Annotated in this window: 13 protein-coding genes; 6 read left to right on the top strand and 7 right to left on the bottom strand. The window is 60.1% G+C overall.

All coding sequences use genetic code 11. The features are described 5' to 3' along the window. Positions 1-56: 56 nt before the first annotated feature. A complete protein-coding gene (locus ACK6D9_RS18995; RefSeq protein WP_412049702.1) occupies positions 57-644 on the bottom strand; it encodes a TetR/AcrR family transcriptional regulator in 588 nt (195 codons plus the stop codon). A gap of 210 nt (positions 645-854) precedes the next feature. Here ACK6D9_RS18995 and ACK6D9_RS18990 point away from each other — a divergent pair, with 210 nt between their 5' ends. Next, positions 855-1,886: a Fe(3+) ABC transporter substrate-binding protein gene (locus ACK6D9_RS18990; RefSeq protein WP_322989666.1), complete on the top strand. Its 1,032-nt coding sequence runs from the start codon at positions 855-857 to the stop codon at positions 1,884-1,886. 393 nt (positions 1,887-2,279) lie between these two features. Next, positions 2,280-2,744: a bacterioferritin gene (locus ACK6D9_RS18985; protein WP_412049701.1), complete on the top strand. Its 465-nt coding sequence runs from the start codon at positions 2,280-2,282 to the stop codon at positions 2,742-2,744. A 106-nt stretch (positions 2,745-2,850) separates the two neighbouring features. Here the strand turns inward: ACK6D9_RS18985 and ACK6D9_RS18980 are convergent, their stop codons facing one another. After that, positions 2,851-3,234 (bottom strand): DUF930 domain-containing protein, encoded by a 384-nt coding sequence (locus tag ACK6D9_RS18980; protein ID WP_412049700.1) that lies wholly within the window; start codon positions 3,232-3,234, stop codon positions 2,851-2,853. A gap of 291 nt (positions 3,235-3,525) precedes the next feature. Beyond that, positions 3,526-5,199, bottom strand: coding sequence for an ABC transporter permease (locus ACK6D9_RS18975; RefSeq protein ID WP_412049699.1), 1,674 nt, complete (start codon positions 5,197-5,199; stop codon positions 3,526-3,528). Between the two features lie 280 nt (positions 5,200-5,479). Here ACK6D9_RS18975 and ACK6D9_RS18970 point away from each other — a divergent pair, with 280 nt between their 5' ends. The 3 genes from ACK6D9_RS18970 (at position 5,480) to ACK6D9_RS18960 (ending at position 7,012) form a co-directional block, all read left to right on the top strand. Then, on the top strand, positions 5,480-5,734 hold the full coding sequence (locus ACK6D9_RS18970; RefSeq protein ID WP_412049698.1) for a hypothetical protein: 255 nt from the start codon (positions 5,480-5,482) through the stop codon (positions 5,732-5,734). A gap of 115 nt (positions 5,735-5,849) precedes the next feature. After that, entirely contained in the window at positions 5,850-6,188 is a 339-nt protein-coding gene (locus tag ACK6D9_RS18965) for a TIGR01244 family sulfur transferase (RefSeq protein WP_322989671.1), read from the top strand. A gap of 98 nt (positions 6,189-6,286) precedes the next feature. Further along, positions 6,287-7,012: an LssY C-terminal domain-containing protein gene (locus tag ACK6D9_RS18960; RefSeq protein ID WP_412049697.1), complete on the top strand. Its 726-nt coding sequence runs from the start codon at positions 6,287-6,289 to the stop codon at positions 7,010-7,012. A gap of 5 nt (positions 7,013-7,017) precedes the next feature. On the opposite strand, the gene ACK6D9_RS18955 is transcribed toward ACK6D9_RS18960, so the two are convergent. The 4 genes from ACK6D9_RS18955 to ACK6D9_RS18940 form a co-directional block, all read right to left on the bottom strand. Further along, positions 7,018-7,572 (bottom strand): DUF1003 domain-containing protein, encoded by a 555-nt coding sequence (locus ACK6D9_RS18955; protein ID WP_322989673.1) that lies wholly within the window; start codon positions 7,570-7,572, stop codon positions 7,018-7,020. Between the two features lie 301 nt (positions 7,573-7,873). Then, on the bottom strand, positions 7,874-9,544 hold the full coding sequence (locus tag ACK6D9_RS18950) for a thiamine pyrophosphate-binding protein (RefSeq protein WP_412049696.1): 1,671 nt from the start codon (positions 9,542-9,544) through the stop codon (positions 7,874-7,876). Next, positions 9,541-10,764 (bottom strand): CaiB/BaiF CoA transferase family protein, encoded by a 1,224-nt coding sequence (locus ACK6D9_RS18945; RefSeq protein ID WP_412049695.1) that lies wholly within the window; start codon positions 10,762-10,764, stop codon positions 9,541-9,543. The genes ACK6D9_RS18950 and ACK6D9_RS18945 overlap by 4 nt, the downstream gene beginning before the upstream one ends. Positions 10,765-10,975: 211 nt before the next feature. Then, positions 10,976-11,977: an alpha/beta fold hydrolase gene (locus ACK6D9_RS18940; protein WP_412049694.1), complete on the bottom strand. Its 1,002-nt coding sequence runs from the start codon at positions 11,975-11,977 to the stop codon at positions 10,976-10,978. Positions 11,978-12,464: 487 nt separating this feature from the next. On the opposite strand from ACK6D9_RS18940, the gene ACK6D9_RS18935 reads away from it, so the two are divergent. Next, on the top strand, positions 12,465-13,964 hold the full coding sequence (locus ACK6D9_RS18935; protein WP_412049693.1) for a hypothetical protein: 1,500 nt from the start codon (positions 12,465-12,467) through the stop codon (positions 13,962-13,964). Positions 13,965-14,009 lie beyond the last annotated feature (45 nt).

Below are 14,009 nucleotides of genomic sequence, written 5' to 3'. Positions count from 1 at the left end.
CCGGTGGGAGGCCGGACCGTGTGGTGTGTGAGGTGTGGTTTGATGGGTTCGGGTGGTCAGGTGAAGAAACGGCGCCTTGTGTCGTCGAGCGCCTGTCGCAGCGGGGTCGGGTCGCGGGACAGCTTGGCGATGATCGCAGCGCCCAGCCACTGGCTGTAAAGCAGCCCGGCCGCCATGTGGGGATCGGGTCGGGGGATGATAGAGCCGTCGTCAATGCCCTCGCGCAAAAGCCGGGCGAGACGCTGGCAGACCGCGCTGACGCCGTCGTTGAGGATGGTGCGCATGTCTTCGGACAGGTCGGCGATTTCGGCGGCGAGCTTGACGACCAGGCAGCGGTCGGCCATCGAGCCGGCGTCACTGGCAAGGGCTGTGGCAAAGAAACGATCCATGCGGGCGGCTGCGGGCTCCGGCGAGGCAATGATTGCGTCCAGCGCGGCCAGGTAATCTGCCACATATTGTTCAAGCATGGCGCAGCCAAATGCCTCTTTCGAGGCGAAGTAATAGTAGAACGACCCTTTCGGCACCGCCGACGCGGCCAACAGTTCGGTCAGTCCGAGGCCGCCAAATCCGTGGGCCAGCACCAGGGCGCGGCCTTCGGCGAGAATCCGGGTTCGGGTCTGTTCTGATTTGGTCGGTGCGGTCATAAAATCGATCTAGGATGAAATAGACCGGTCGTCTAGTAACCAATCCGTGAGTGCCGGAAGCTGGATTGCTTGGGCCCTGCCGGAACGGGCATGAATCCTTCTCTGAAAACTCATGTTATTGCCGGACTGCCGGTTGACAGAAATTCGGGCAGTTCATAAACATGATTTTCGTAGTCAAGTTTTACCAACCCGGTCTCCATGGAGTATCCAATGGCAAACCTATCCGCCCGCGTATTCGCGCTTCTCGCCTCCGTTTCGGCCATCGCTGCCTTGGCCGTGCCGGCCCATGCCGAGGGCGAAGTCAACATCTACTCGTCGCGCCATTACGACACTGACGAGCGGCTTTACAGCGATTTCACCGATGCCACCGGCATCAAGATCAACCTGATCGAGGGCAAGGAAGACGAACTGATCGAACGCATGAAGGCCGAGGGCACCAACAGCCCCGCCGATGTGTTCATCACCGCTGATGCGGGCCGTTTGTGGCGCGCCGACGAGGCAGGCCTGCTCTCGCCGGTCACCTCCGACGTGCTGAGCGAACGGATCCCGGAAAGCCTGCGTCACCCCGATGGCCACTGGTTTGGCATTTCCAAGCGCGCCCGGGTGATCTTTTACAACAAGGACCAGGTGAGCGAGCCGCCGCAGACCTATGCCGCGCTGGCCGATCCGAAATACAAGGGCCTGCTGTGCGCCCGCTCGGGCTCCAACATATACATGCTGTCGCTGCTGGCCTCCTATATCGCCCATAATGGCGATGAGGCCGCCAAGACCTGGGCGCAGGGGCTGAAAGACAATCTGGCGCGCGACCCGCAGGGCGGTGATACCGACCAACTCAAGGGCCTCGTCTCCGGCGAATGCGGCATCGCCATTGCCAACACCTACTACTTCGCCCGTGGCGTTGCCGGCCAGGTCGACGGTCTGACCGAAGGCATCGACAAGATCGGCATCGTCTTCCCCGACCAGGATGGCAATGGTGCTCACGTCAATATCTCGGGCGCCGGTGTTGCCGTGCATGCGCCGCATCGCGAAAATGCGGTCAAGCTGCTCGAATATTTCACCTCGGACCAGGCGCAATCCTATTTCGCCAATGGCAACAATGAGTATCCGGTGGTGCCAAGCGTCGCAGCCTCTTCAGTGGTCGAAGGACTGGGCAGCTTCACAGCCGATACGCTCAATCTGAGCAAGCTTGGCGAGAACCAGGCACGTGCCCAGGAAATCTACAATGAGATCGGCTTCAAGTAAGCCCTACCCAAAGCATACCGTCGGGGGATCTATGACCTCTCCCCCGGCCTATGAAAAGGCCCGGACATTTGGCGTCCGGGCCTTTTTGTATCGGTAATTGACCGCCGATTTGAGCCTGCATTGGCCACTTCATGCGCCGCGTCGCACGGGCAGATCGGATGGGAAGCGGGCGCATCCGCCCTCGGGAGAAACGGCGTCAATGCGCATTCTTCGATCATTTGACGATCATTGTAATCCAAGAGTGTTGCAGACGCTGATCACATGATTTCGACGTCCAATGCTTTCGGGCGTCCAGATTGACATACGTCAACGCGCTGCGATCAGGCGCTCTTATATTTGTCGTTATGAACTAGAAACCTCCCCAAGGGTGACAAAATGTCTAACGAAAAAACGATGAAACATCTGCAGAAAGCACTGCACATGGAATTGACGGCCGCTCACCAGTATCAGTTACACGCGCATGTACTTGACGATTGGGGCCTGGACCTATTGGCCGCCCAGATGCGAGAGGAAATGCAGGAAGAACTGGGTCATTCAAATCTGTATATTGAAAGGATCATCTTTTTCGACGGCAAGCCCGATCTGGAATTCTACAAGAAGCCAGTGCAGGCGGAAACGCTTGTCGACATGTTCAAGTCTGATCTCGCGGATGAAAAAGAGTCAATCGAGTTTTACACCATGGCAGCCCAGCATTCGATGCAGGTGGGCGACATTGGTTCACGCGTGCTCTTTGAAAAGATTGCACTTGACGAGGAAGGTCACAAGAGTTGGCTTGAACTTCAACTTAGCCTGATTGAGCGGCTTGGCGAAAAGGCTTACAGCGCAAAATATGTCTCGGGCAGGTCGCCTGAAGAATAATAACGAAGAGCAACTGCGCAATTCTGACCCTGCACCAACGGCACCTTGCAAAATCGTCGGTTTTGCAAGGTGCATTATTTAAAGCATGGCCTGTCCGGCAATTGGCTCAATCGTAAAGATTATAATTTTGCCATTGCTCGCGCGGAATTTTTTCGCCGATGTTGTAATGCAGGGTGAGCGCGTTGAGATGTCGCGGGCCCGTCATGCAATCATAGGAAAGCCGATACCATTTCCCCCGGCTTCGAAATGCAGCGCCGGGTGCCTGAAAGCCGTCCTCGCTGATGACAGTGTCACCAAACGTGTAAGCGATGACCTTGTCTACATTGTAGGCTTTTTCCGTCCGATTGATCAGAAACATCACCTCCGTGTCGCAGGTTTGTTCCAGCCTTGTTTTGGGATCGAGTCGTAGTAGCTGCCGATCAAGACGACCATTGTCGAGAGCTGCAGCTGTCGGAATCCCAAACTGCATCAGCACGATAAATGCGGCCATTGCCGAGCATATCAGTCGCAATTTCCATTCTCCCTAATCTGCCCTGTGCTTCTCCATCGGGCGTGCCGGATTCTGCCGATTGCACTTGGTTTTGCCGGGCGGACTTTGCTGTCTGTCTTCTTTGCAAATGTGGCGATTCTGGTGCCTATCCCATTTTATTGTTTTGCAGTGGCCTGTTGAAAGTCCATGATTCCAATCGGTTGGCTATCGGATGCGGTGGGCAATAAATCTACGGATGGATCGCCATGGTCTGGACGCTTGTACTCGCATCGGAGATTGCCGCATCACCCGTCAGGCCGACGGCAGCAGAGCTGTTACTGGCGGACGTATCGACGGTTTTTTCGGGCGGCTCGATCGACCGATCGTGTGGCACAGCAGGATCACTGGCAACAGGCCGAAGCCGACGATCATCAATGAGGGCAGGGCGGCCTGATTGAGCCGCTCGTCTGACGCCAGCCGGTAGGCTTGCACCGCCAGCGTGTCGAAATTGAACGGCCGCATGATCAATGTCGCGGGCAACTCCTTCATCACATCGACAAAGACGATCAACAGCGCGGTGAGCAGGCTGGGGCGCAAGAGCGGCAAGTGGACCTCGAACAACATCCGGCCCGAGCTGCGGCCGAGGGTCCGCGCGGCAGCGTCGATATTGGGCTTGATCGCCGAGATGCCGGTGTCGAAGGCGCCGAGCGCGGCGGCAATGAAGCGCACCATATAGGCCACCACCAGCAATCCGATGGAGCCGGTGAAAAACAGCCCGGTGGAAACGCCGAAGGTATCGCGCGACCAGGCGTCGATAAAATTATCAAGTGCGGCAAAGGGCACCAGCAGCCCCACGGCGATGACGCCGCCGGGCACCGCATAGCCGATGCCTGCAGCAGCAGCGGAGAACCGGGACGCGAGACTCGGGGCAATGCGGGCGCAAAAGCCGATGATGACAGCAGCGGTGACGGTGACAAAGGCGGTAATGGCGGCAAGGGTGAGCGAGTTTTCGACATAGCCGAGATAGCGCGGCGAAAACGGTGATTTGCCGACGCCAATTGCCATGTCGGCGAGCACTGCCAGCGGAATCGCAAAGCCGATCGCAACCGGTGTGGCGCAGGCCAGAAAGGCGATCACCGCGCGGCCGCCGCGCAAGCGGTGCGGCTCCATCACCTCCTGGCGTGAACCGGCCGGGAAGCGTTTGGCGGCGCCGCGCTCGGCGCGTTCAAGCAGCGCGAAAGTCAGCGCCACCACCAACAGGCAGAGCGCCAGTTGTGAAGCGGCCATGCGGTCGCCCATCGAGAACCAGGCGCTGTAAATGCCGGTGGCGAATGTCTGCACACCGAAATGCGCCACCGTGCCAAAGTCGGCGATGGTTTCCATCAGCGCCAGCAGCACGCCGCCAGCGATGGCCGGCCTGGCCATTGGCAGGCTGACTTTCCAGAACGCCGACCAGGGCGAATGTCCGAGTGTGCGGGCGGCGAAATAGGCCGTTGGCGACTGCTTGAGGAAGGCGGCGCGGGCGAGCAGATAGACGTAAGGGTAGAGCACGAAGATCAGCATCGCCGCGGCGCCACCGAGCGAGCGAACCTCGGGGAACCAGTAATCATGCGGGCCCCAGCCGGTGATCAGCCGCAGCGAGCTCTGCACGGCACCTGGGTGGTCGAGCAGATCGGTGTAGGCATAGGCCAGCACATAGGCCGGAAACGCCAATGGCAGCGCCAGAACGATCTCGAATGTTCGGCGGAAGGGGAAATCGCACACGGTCACCAGCCAGGCGGTGGCGGTGCCGACAATGCCGGTGCCGATGCCCACCATCACCACCAGTTTCAGCGTGGTGAAGGCGTAACCCGGCAACACCGTCGCCATCAGGCTGTTCCAGGTGTCGAGGCTTCCCGACGCCGCGGCAAAGCCAACCGCAATGATCGGCGCGAGGCAAAGCAGGGAGACGATCCAGGCTGCTATCTTGAGTGCGCGTTCGCCCACGGGCTGGTTAGTCCTTTGTTTCGAGCGCCGTGCATCGATGCCGATGCGCCGGGCTGCTCACCCCTGTTGATCTGACGCACCGGCTCTGCCAAGCCGGGTGTGGTTTTCAGCCTGCGGCGGCGGAAGGTTTCGGCGCGCACCACTCTTGTCGTCGTGACCGCTCCCGGTTACAGGAGCAGCGTCAAACGCCTCTCTTGAGGATAGTTGAGTAATTCATGCAGGTTTTAGCGTCAACCGGCGACGCGTGCATCGGCCGGTTCACGATCAGCCGGGAACCTTGATGATTGTCTGTCAGTGCAACTTTTTGTCAAAGGCCGAGATCGAAGCGGCAGTGGAAGCGCTGCTTGTCGAGGAGCCATGGCGGTTGATCGTGCCGTCGACCGTCTACCATGCAATGCGCGTGCGGGGACGCTGTTGCGGCTGTTTTCCCAATGTGGTCGAGATCATTGGCGAGGTGACGGCACGGCTGCGGCCGGGGCGTGCGGTGCAGGCGAATACCGGACATGGCAAAGATGAACCGCTCAAGCGCGGCTGATTGACCGGGCCGGATTGACGCCGCCGCGGCGTGCTCGTACATCATTCCGGTAACTTCAAAACACGGCGCAGTTTTTCGATCCGCCGTGACGAATCATCAAAAGGCAGGCAAGTTCATGGAGCTCAAACCCATCAGCGAAACCTATTCCGTTTCCGGGCAAATCGATGCTGACGACCTCGCGGCAATCAAGGCTGCGGGCTTCAAGTCCATCGTTTGTCATCGTCCGGATGGGGAAGTCGAAGGGCAACCGACCTTCGAGAGCATCCGCAAGGCGGCCGAAGGGCTTGGCATAGAGGCCCGGCACATCCCGATCGGGCCGATGGGTGTGACTGCCGACGCGGTGCGCGAGATGGTTGACGCAATTGAGGAATTGCCTGCGCCGATGCTTGGCTATTGCCGCTCCGGCGCACGCTCGACGGCAGTCTACCAGCACACCGCGCATCTGCGCGGCTAAGGGATGTTCGGGCCGCCCTGTCCGCCTGTGGACATGTGCCGGATCATCGCGCATGACGTGCGGTGAGGGGCCTCCAGTCCCGCAAGGATAAACACGCTGTGGCATCCAGACGATCCAGAGCCAGCCGCGGGCGGCGCATGCTTGGTGGCGTAGCTGCGCTGGCGATTGTCTATACGGTGCTGGCCTATATGTTTGTCCCCCTGGCCTGGGAGTTTTTCTCCAAACCTGTCTTCCAGTCTCCGGACAGCGCGCCGCGGTTGACCGAGACTGCGGACCATCACGCCGGCGATCCGGTCAATGTGGCGCTGGTCGGAAGCGAGGCCGCGGTGAAATCCGCGATGGCGGCGGCAGGCTGGTTTCCGGCTGATCGCCTTGGCGTTGAAAGCGGCTTGCAGATTACCGCCGATATCGTTCTGGGGCGCGCCTATGATACCGCTCCCGTCAGCCGGTTGTTTCTATTCGGGCGCAGCGAAGATCTGGCATTTGAAAAACCGTCAGGCACCAGCCCGGACCAACGGCATCATGTACGGCTGTGGCTGTTCACGCCGAATGCCGAGGAAGGGGACCCGCTTTATCTCGGTGCAGCCTCGTTTGACCGGGGCATTGGCGTCAGTCACGAAACCGGACAACTGACGCATCATATCGCGCCTGACGTGGATCTCGAACGCGACAATCTGAAAGCCGATCTGGTGAAGTCCGGGCATCTGCAAGACAGCGACATCGTGGCGGGCTTTCATCACGCACTGACCGGGGTCAATGGTGGCGGTGACCCCTGGTCCACCGATGGCGATCTCTGGATCGGGGTGTTGCGCGACGCCCCCTGAACGGATCAGGCGGTGGGCAGTTTGGACAGGATGCGGCGTATCTCGATGAGTTGTTCCTCCTGCCCGCTCATGATCTGGGTGAGCTGGAAATTGCGGACCTGGTCGAGTTTTTCGTGCAGATCCATGATCTCGAGTTCGGCTTTCAGATTGACCTCGTAATCGTGGGCGGCGGCCAGCCTGTCTTTGATCGACTGGCGGTTCTGCGACATCATGATTACCGGCGCCTGGAGTGCTGCCAGCATCGACAGGATCAGGTTGAGGAAGACGAACGGGTAAGGGTCAAACACTGTCGTGCGGCTCAGAAGCAACGCGTTCAGGCAAACCCAACCCACCAGCAGCACCAGAAACGAGATGATGAAGGTCCAGGAGCCGCCAAAGCTCGCGACCCGGTCGGCGACACGTTGACCGAAGGTCATCGAGTCACGATAGGTCTCGTTGATGTTCTGCGATATCGCCGCGCGCTTGGCGATGCGACGGAGCACCCGCTGCTCGCGTTGCGGCAAGTCGTCATAACCGGATTGCAACAGCCGCTCGGCGAGTTTGGTTACATCATGGTCCATGGCTATCGCTCCGTGGCGTCAATCCGTGTCCATCGGCGCGCGGGCGAGAGAGCCCGGCCTGTCAGAACCGCTTTCCGGGTAGGAGGCAATAACGCCGTTTTGATGGTTGTGCCGAGCCCGGTGACACCGCTACCAGCTGAGAAAAATTAAAGGCGAATTCACTCAGCTGGCGGATTCCTGGCGTTCGAAACAGCAACGCCAGGCGGTCAAGCAGCCACAGCCTCGGCCAGATTGCGGCGAAACCATCGACGCCGATCAGGTCGTTGCTGTCGTCGGCGCGTTGGCGCGCAACATGCCCCCGTCAGCCCGGCTTTTTGACGCCTGATCCGCTGATTTGCGACAATGTCCGGGTCGGCGTGATTGCCTCCTGGTCGAGCTTGACCTCGATGATTGCCGGCTTGCCGCTGGCCCTGGCCCGTTCGAACGCCGGGGCGAATTCCGCGGTCGTCTCAACCGTTTCGCCGTGGCCGCCATAGGCGCGGGCAAGGGCTGCGAAGTCCGGATTGACCAGATTGGTGGCGCTGACCCGGCCGGGGTAATCGCGCTCCTGGTGCATGCGGATGGTGCCAAACATCGAATTGTTGACGACGACGATGATGATCGGCAGTCCGTGCTGGACCGCGGTGGCAAATTCCTGACCATGCATCATGAAGCAGCCGTCGCCGGCAAAGGCCACCACCAGCCGGTCTGGGAAAGCCTGTTTGGCGGCAACGGCGGCCGGCACGCCATAGCCCATAGAGCCGCAAACCGGGGCTGACTGGGTGGCAAATTTCCGGAATCGCACATAGCGATGCACCCAGGTGGCATAGTTGCCTGCTCCATTGGTCAGGATCGCGTCATCGGGGAGGTAATCGCGCAGCCAGTCGATGATCGGGCCCATGTGAACCTCACCCGGACCGGTTTGCGGCGGGGTCGACCAGTCGAGATAGGCCTGGTGCATGCGCGCGGTTCGCTCTGTGTGGGCAGGCAATGGATCGGCATCGACACCGGAGAGCGCCGCTGCGAAGGAGGCCGGATCGGCATTGATGGCAAGCGCCGGGCGGTAGACCCTGCCAAGTTCGCCTGCGTCGGCATGGACATGCACCAGCGGCTGAACCGGGAACGGCACGTCGAGCAGCGTGTAGCCCGACGACGGCATTTCCGAAAAGCGGCCGCCGATCAGCATCACCAGATCGGATTGCTTGATTTCCTCGGCTAAGGCCGGGTTGATACCGATGCCGACATCGCCGGCGTAAGAGGGATGCAAATGATCGAACAGCATCTGCCGGCGGAATGAACAGCCGACTGGAATTTGCGCCCGTTCGGCGAAAGCCTGAAGCTGATGCACGGCGGTCTCGTTCCAGCCGGTGCCGCCGAGGATCATCACCGGCCGTTCGGCCCGTGACAGGCGCTCGGCCAGCTCTTTCAGTTCCGGCGCGCCGGGGTGGATTGCAGCCACCGGATTGGGCAGGATCACCGCGGGTGGGTTGGCAACGGTTTCGCGCAGCACATCTTCGGGCAGCGCCAGCACCACCGGTCCCGGACGTCCCGACATTGCCACCGAAAAGGCGCGGTTGAGGAATTCGGGAATGCGCGCCGGGTCGTCGATTTCGCCGACCCACTTGGCAAACTCGGTGAAAGCGCGGCGGTATTCGACCTCCTGAAAGGCCTCGCGTTCGCGGGCGTCGCGCTGCACCTGGCCGATGAACAGCACCATCGGGATCGAATCCTGGCGCGCAATGTGGAGGCCGGCGGTGGCATTGGTGGCGCCGGGGCCGCGGGTGACAAAGCACACGCCGGGCTTGCCGGTAAGGCGGCCCCAGCTGTCGGCCATCATCGCCGCCCCGCCTTCCTGGCGGCAGACGGTGACACCGACGCCGGAATCAACCAGCGCATCGAGCACGGCCAGGTAGCTTTCTCCCGGCACGCAATACAGACGCTCGACGCCATTGGCCTTGAGCGCGTCGACGATCAACTGTCCGCCGGTTTTCATGTTTTTTTCCTCTTGGTCTTGATGGTTTGAAGTTCGGCCAGCACCTCATCGGTGTGCTCGCCCAGCCGCGGGCTTGGCCGGTCGTAATGCAGTGGTGAAGCCGGCAGCAGGATCGGTGCGCGCACCGAGGGAATGGCGGTGCCTGCCTGATCGTCAAGGTCCATGCGAAGACCGCGGGCAATCGCCTGCGGATCGTCAAACATCTCGGCGATAGTGTTGATCGGCCCGGCGGGTACGGCATTTGCTTCGCAGGCGGCGAGCATATCGGTTTTCAACCATGAACTCATCTCGGTGATGATTTCCTGGCGTAGCCGCTCACGATTGGCAACGCGTGACGGGTTGGTCTGAAAATCAGGATCTGCTGCCATTGATGTGGCGCCGAGCAGCTTGCAAAAGCGCTGGAACTGGCCGTCATTGCCGACCGCGATGATGACATGGCCATCGGCGACCGGGAACACCTCGTAGGGAGCGATGTTCATGTGGGCGTTGCCCATCTGCTCGGGAGCCTTGCCGGAAACCAGATAATTGAGGTTCTGGTTGCCCAGGACACCGGCCTGGGTATCAAACAGCGCCATGTCGATCCACTGGCCTTCGCCGGTCTTCTCGGCGTGGCGCAGGGCCGCCTGGATGGCGATGACGGAATAGAGCCCGGTGAAGATATCGGAAATGGCGACGCCGGCCTTTTGCGGCTCGCGGCCGGGTTCGCCGGTGATCGACATCATGCCGGCCATCGCCTGGATGATGAAATCATAGCCGGCGCGCGGCGCGTAGGGGCCGGTCTGGCCGAAGCCGGTGATCGACAAATAGACGAGTTTAGGATTGGCAGCCTTAAGGCTGTTGTAATCGAGGCCGTATTTCTTCAGTCCGCCGACCTTGAAGTTCTCTATGACCACATCGGCAGTGGCGATCAGGTCGCGGGCGGTCTGAGCCCCCTCGAAACTGGCAATGTCAAGCGTGATCGAGCGCTTGCCACGGTTGGCTGAATGATAATAGGCCGCAGAGAGGTTTTCGCCATCGGCGCCGGTGACAAAAGGCGGGCCCCAGCGGCGGGTGTCGTCACCACCCTCGGGATGCTCGATCTTGATCACGTCGGCACCGAGATCGGCGAGCAACTGACCGGCCCAGGGTCCCGCCAGAATGCGCGCCAGCTCGATCACCCGGACGCCTGCGAGCGGAGGATTGGCGGCGTCTGAAGGATTTGTGTCCGGGGTCTCAGACATGGGGCTCACTCCCTGCGGTGCACGAAATCAGGCCCGCAGATATGGTGAAATAATTGCGTGTGAAAAGATCGAGAAAAATGGTCAGCCCTCCGGTTCGCGACTGTTTGTTAGCAGGTTTTCGCGGACCCTGTCACGCCCGCAGCTGAGGCGTTTGAGCGCGGCAATATGGCGCTTGTTTCCGAGGCTTGCCGTGGTGATTGTTCGGGTGTGTTCAGGCAGCGTCCGGGAGAGCTTTGTCGAGCCAGGTCACGAAGTCTGCCATTGACCTGTCACGGTTGATTTCGTTCAAGGTCTCATGCCTTGTCTCAGCCAGAATCCGGGTTGTAACGTTGCTTAATCCGGCGTTTTGCATCTGTTCGGCAAGCCAGGTTATTGCCGCGCCATTGTCTGTTGCGGGGTCTTGCGCGCCGCCGATCAGATGGACGGGCAGTGCCTTTGGCAGTTTCGCCAGGTTGTGTGCGCTTGCTCCAGTGTAGATCAGCTCGAACACATTCTGCCACATGCTCACGGTAGCGTCCCAGCCGCTCAAGGGATCAACGACATAGAGATCGACCTCGATGGTGTCGCGCGACAGCCAGTCAAAATCGGTGCGGCGGTCGGGCATTGCCTTGGCCCAGGCCTGAAAGGTGAGCCTGGGCAGGATCGCGCTTGGCGTATCCGAGCCCTTGAAAAAGGCCTCGATCCGGAGCATTAACTGGCCAGCGCGGCCGGCCAGCCCGGCGTTGAAATTGGAATTCCAGATCGCCAGCGCCGCACTTGCTTGAGGATGAGCCTCAGCGAAATTGAGCGCGATCAATCCGCCCATGGAATGGCCGAAGGTGACGACCGGGACTCCCGGGTGATGCTCATTGATCAGCGCATGGATGGCGGTGACATCGGCGATCACCTTTGATGCGCCATCCCTGGACGCGAAGGCGCCGGGGATCGAATTGGGTGCACGGGTGGCGCCATGGCCGCGGTGATCATGGGCGTAGACGTGGAAGCCATGCGCGGCCAGAAAGCGGGCAAAGCGCTGGTAGCGTGCCGCATGTTCGGCGAGCCCGTGATTGATCTGCACCACACCGCGGGCGGCACCGTCGGCGGGCACATGCCGGACAGCGAGCTTGGCGCCGGTCGGGCTTTGATGGGTGAAAGGGGCGAAGTTCTGATTGGTCATGACGGCCAGATGATCGGCCGCAGGCCGGATCGTCAAGCTGGAATGCCAAAGAGTCATCGTCTTTTCGGGCAGCGACCCCGAGCCCGGAAACGTCTTGAGATATGGGTACCACCCGGCCGGAGAGATGGAATGTCCGTGTCCGGGCGAGATTTGTGGGTGACGCCGGAGCTGACGGAAATAGCCGTGGCTGATTAATCCCTTCTCAAGGCCCTTGGGAGATGATTGCTCCATGTCTGCAAAAGAGATCATGTCTGGTGACGTGGCCGACAGCACGGAGCCCGAGCGCGCCGGTATGGGCCTCGGCTTCGGTGCGCGGTTTTTCATTGTTTATTTGACTGGGCTGTTCATGGTTCTGGCGGATTTTGCCGATGGCAAGATCTACCACGCTGACGTCGACAATGGCATGCGTGCCCTGCAGATCCGTACGCTTTTGTCATCCGGTGGACACTGGTTCGACCTGACACTGCCGATGATCGCCACGCCTGATCCCTATGTTTCGCCGTGGTCGCGTCTGATCGACCTGCCTTATGTGGTGCTCGCCCGGGTGCTGGAACTGTTTATGCCGGCCGGCACCGCGCTCGACTGGGCCTTCCTCATCTGGCCACCGCTGATGCTGGCGATTTTCAGCTGTCTCGGCGTCCTGATCATTGACCGTCTGCTTCGAGAGTTTCAGCTGTCAGCTACGCGTTATGCCCTCCTGCTTTTGCTGACGACGATTCTTATGGCTATCGGAGTGCTCGAGTTCTCGCCGGGCCGCATCGATCATCATAACGCGCAGATCATTGCCATGATGGCTGTCATGCTCGGGCTTCTGCGCTGGGATCGAGCCGGCGGCTGGTTGATCGGAACGGGGTGCGCCTTGTCAATCGTCATAGGGCTCGAATGTTTGCCATTCGTGGTGATTGCGTTTGCAGGTGTCGTCGTTTGTTTTCTCGTTCGAGTGCGCGCGGCTGAGAAGGTTCTTGCCGGGGCGGCCACGGCCATGCTCGCAACAAGCGTTTTGTGTGCGGCGGCCTTTCTGGGACCGAATGTGGCGTTGGCGCAATGCGACGTGTTTTCGGCCCCCTATCTCGTGCTGATGATCGGCGCGTCGTTCATTCTGCTGGCAGCGTCGACAGGTGCGGCCACAGCCTCGCTTCCTGTCAAGCTGCTGGTGCTCGGCGTGCCGATGGTATTGCTGCTGGTCGCAGTCGCCTGGCTCTATCCGGTGTGTCTTCAGGGGCCCTACCAGATGATCGATCCGTTGTCCCGAACGCTGTGGTTCAACCGGATCTGGCAAGAGAAAAGTTTTCTCTTCTTCTACCGCAATGGTCAATATGATCTCGTCGTCAATCTTGCGCTGCAGGCGATTGTGATCGTTTGCACAGTGCCCTTTGTTGCGGTCAGGGCCAAGCGAGACCCGGGGCTTGTCATCAGCTTCCTGATCGCAGTCGCAGCGCTCGCTTTCACGCTTGTTGTGACGCGCTACATTCGATTTCCGGCGGCTTTGGTGCCGTTGTTCGTGCCGGCCGCAATGGCTCATCTCTTTTCTACCGAGGCCGGATTGCAGCGGCGGTGGACAGGTGGACTGGTTGGAGTCGTCGCCGGCTCAGCAAGCTTTCTCTATATCAGCATCACGCCGATTGGCTGGTCATTCGACAGCGTTGATTACATGAGTTTCGACGAATGCAAGGAACAGGATTTTTCCGTCCTGTCCACAGTGGCGCCTGGGAGTATCGCCGTCCCGCTCGGTCTTTCGATGCCGCTTGTTGAAGTTCTGCCGGACGGCTTCTCGATTGCCAATGTGCCTTTTCATCGGGCTGCTCCCGGCATGAAACGGATGTTCGAGGCTTTTACCACCGTCGATCCCGACCTCCGTCGTTCAGCCCTTGCTCCATTCGATTATATGGCGGTGTGCCGGTTCAAGCTCAGATCGGCGGACGAGGGAACGGCCCTGTATGCAACGCTATCTGCCGGTCAAGACTGGCCGGGACTGATCCGGGTCGCGCCTACGCAGGAAACCGACTTCCAGCTCTTCCGCATCGATCACGCGGCCCTGCGTTGACCCTTCTGGAATGGTGGACGGGGAAATCTTCAGGTCGATTTGGTT

This window comes from Hoeflea sp. Naph1, assembly GCF_046837775.1.
In the GTDB taxonomy this organism is placed as follows: domain Bacteria; phylum Pseudomonadota; class Alphaproteobacteria; order Rhizobiales; family Rhizobiaceae; genus Hoeflea.
The sequence above is the reverse complement of the archived record's forward strand: the minus strand, read 5'-3'. Positions and strand labels throughout refer to the sequence as shown.

What these genes read in the sequence shown, in the direction of transcription:
- ACK6D9_RS18995 (WP_412049702.1), bottom strand. Translation starts at nt 644, where the DNA reads ATGACCGCACCGACCAAATCAGAACAGACCCGAACCCGGATTCTCGCC.
- ACK6D9_RS18990 (WP_322989666.1), top strand. Translation starts at nt 855, where the DNA reads ATGGCAAACCTATCCGCCCGCGTATTCGCGCTTCTCGCCTCCGTTTCG.
- ACK6D9_RS18985 (WP_412049701.1), top strand. Translation starts at nt 2,280, where the DNA reads ATGAAACATCTGCAGAAAGCACTGCACATGGAATTGACGGCCGCTCAC.
- ACK6D9_RS18980 (WP_412049700.1), bottom strand. Translation starts at nt 3,234, where the DNA reads ATGGCCGCATTTATCGTGCTGATGCAGTTTGGGATTCCGACAGCTGCA.
- ACK6D9_RS18970 (WP_412049698.1), top strand. Translation starts at nt 5,480, where the DNA reads ATGATTGTCTGTCAGTGCAACTTTTTGTCAAAGGCCGAGATCGAAGCG.
- ACK6D9_RS18965 (WP_322989671.1), top strand. Translation starts at nt 5,850, where the DNA reads ATGGAGCTCAAACCCATCAGCGAAACCTATTCCGTTTCCGGGCAAATC.
- ACK6D9_RS18955 (WP_322989673.1), bottom strand. Translation starts at nt 7,572, where the DNA reads ATGGACCATGATGTAACCAAACTCGCCGAGCGGCTGTTGCAATCCGGT.
- ACK6D9_RS18950 (WP_412049696.1), bottom strand. Translation starts at nt 9,544, where the DNA reads ATGAAAACCGGCGGACAGTTGATCGTCGACGCGCTCAAGGCCAATGGC.
- ACK6D9_RS18945 (WP_412049695.1), bottom strand. Translation starts at nt 10,764, where the DNA reads ATGTCTGAGACCCCGGACACAAATCCTTCAGACGCCGCCAATCCTCCG.
- ACK6D9_RS18940 (WP_412049694.1), bottom strand. Translation starts at nt 11,977, where the DNA reads ATGACTCTTTGGCATTCCAGCTTGACGATCCGGCCTGCGGCCGATCAT.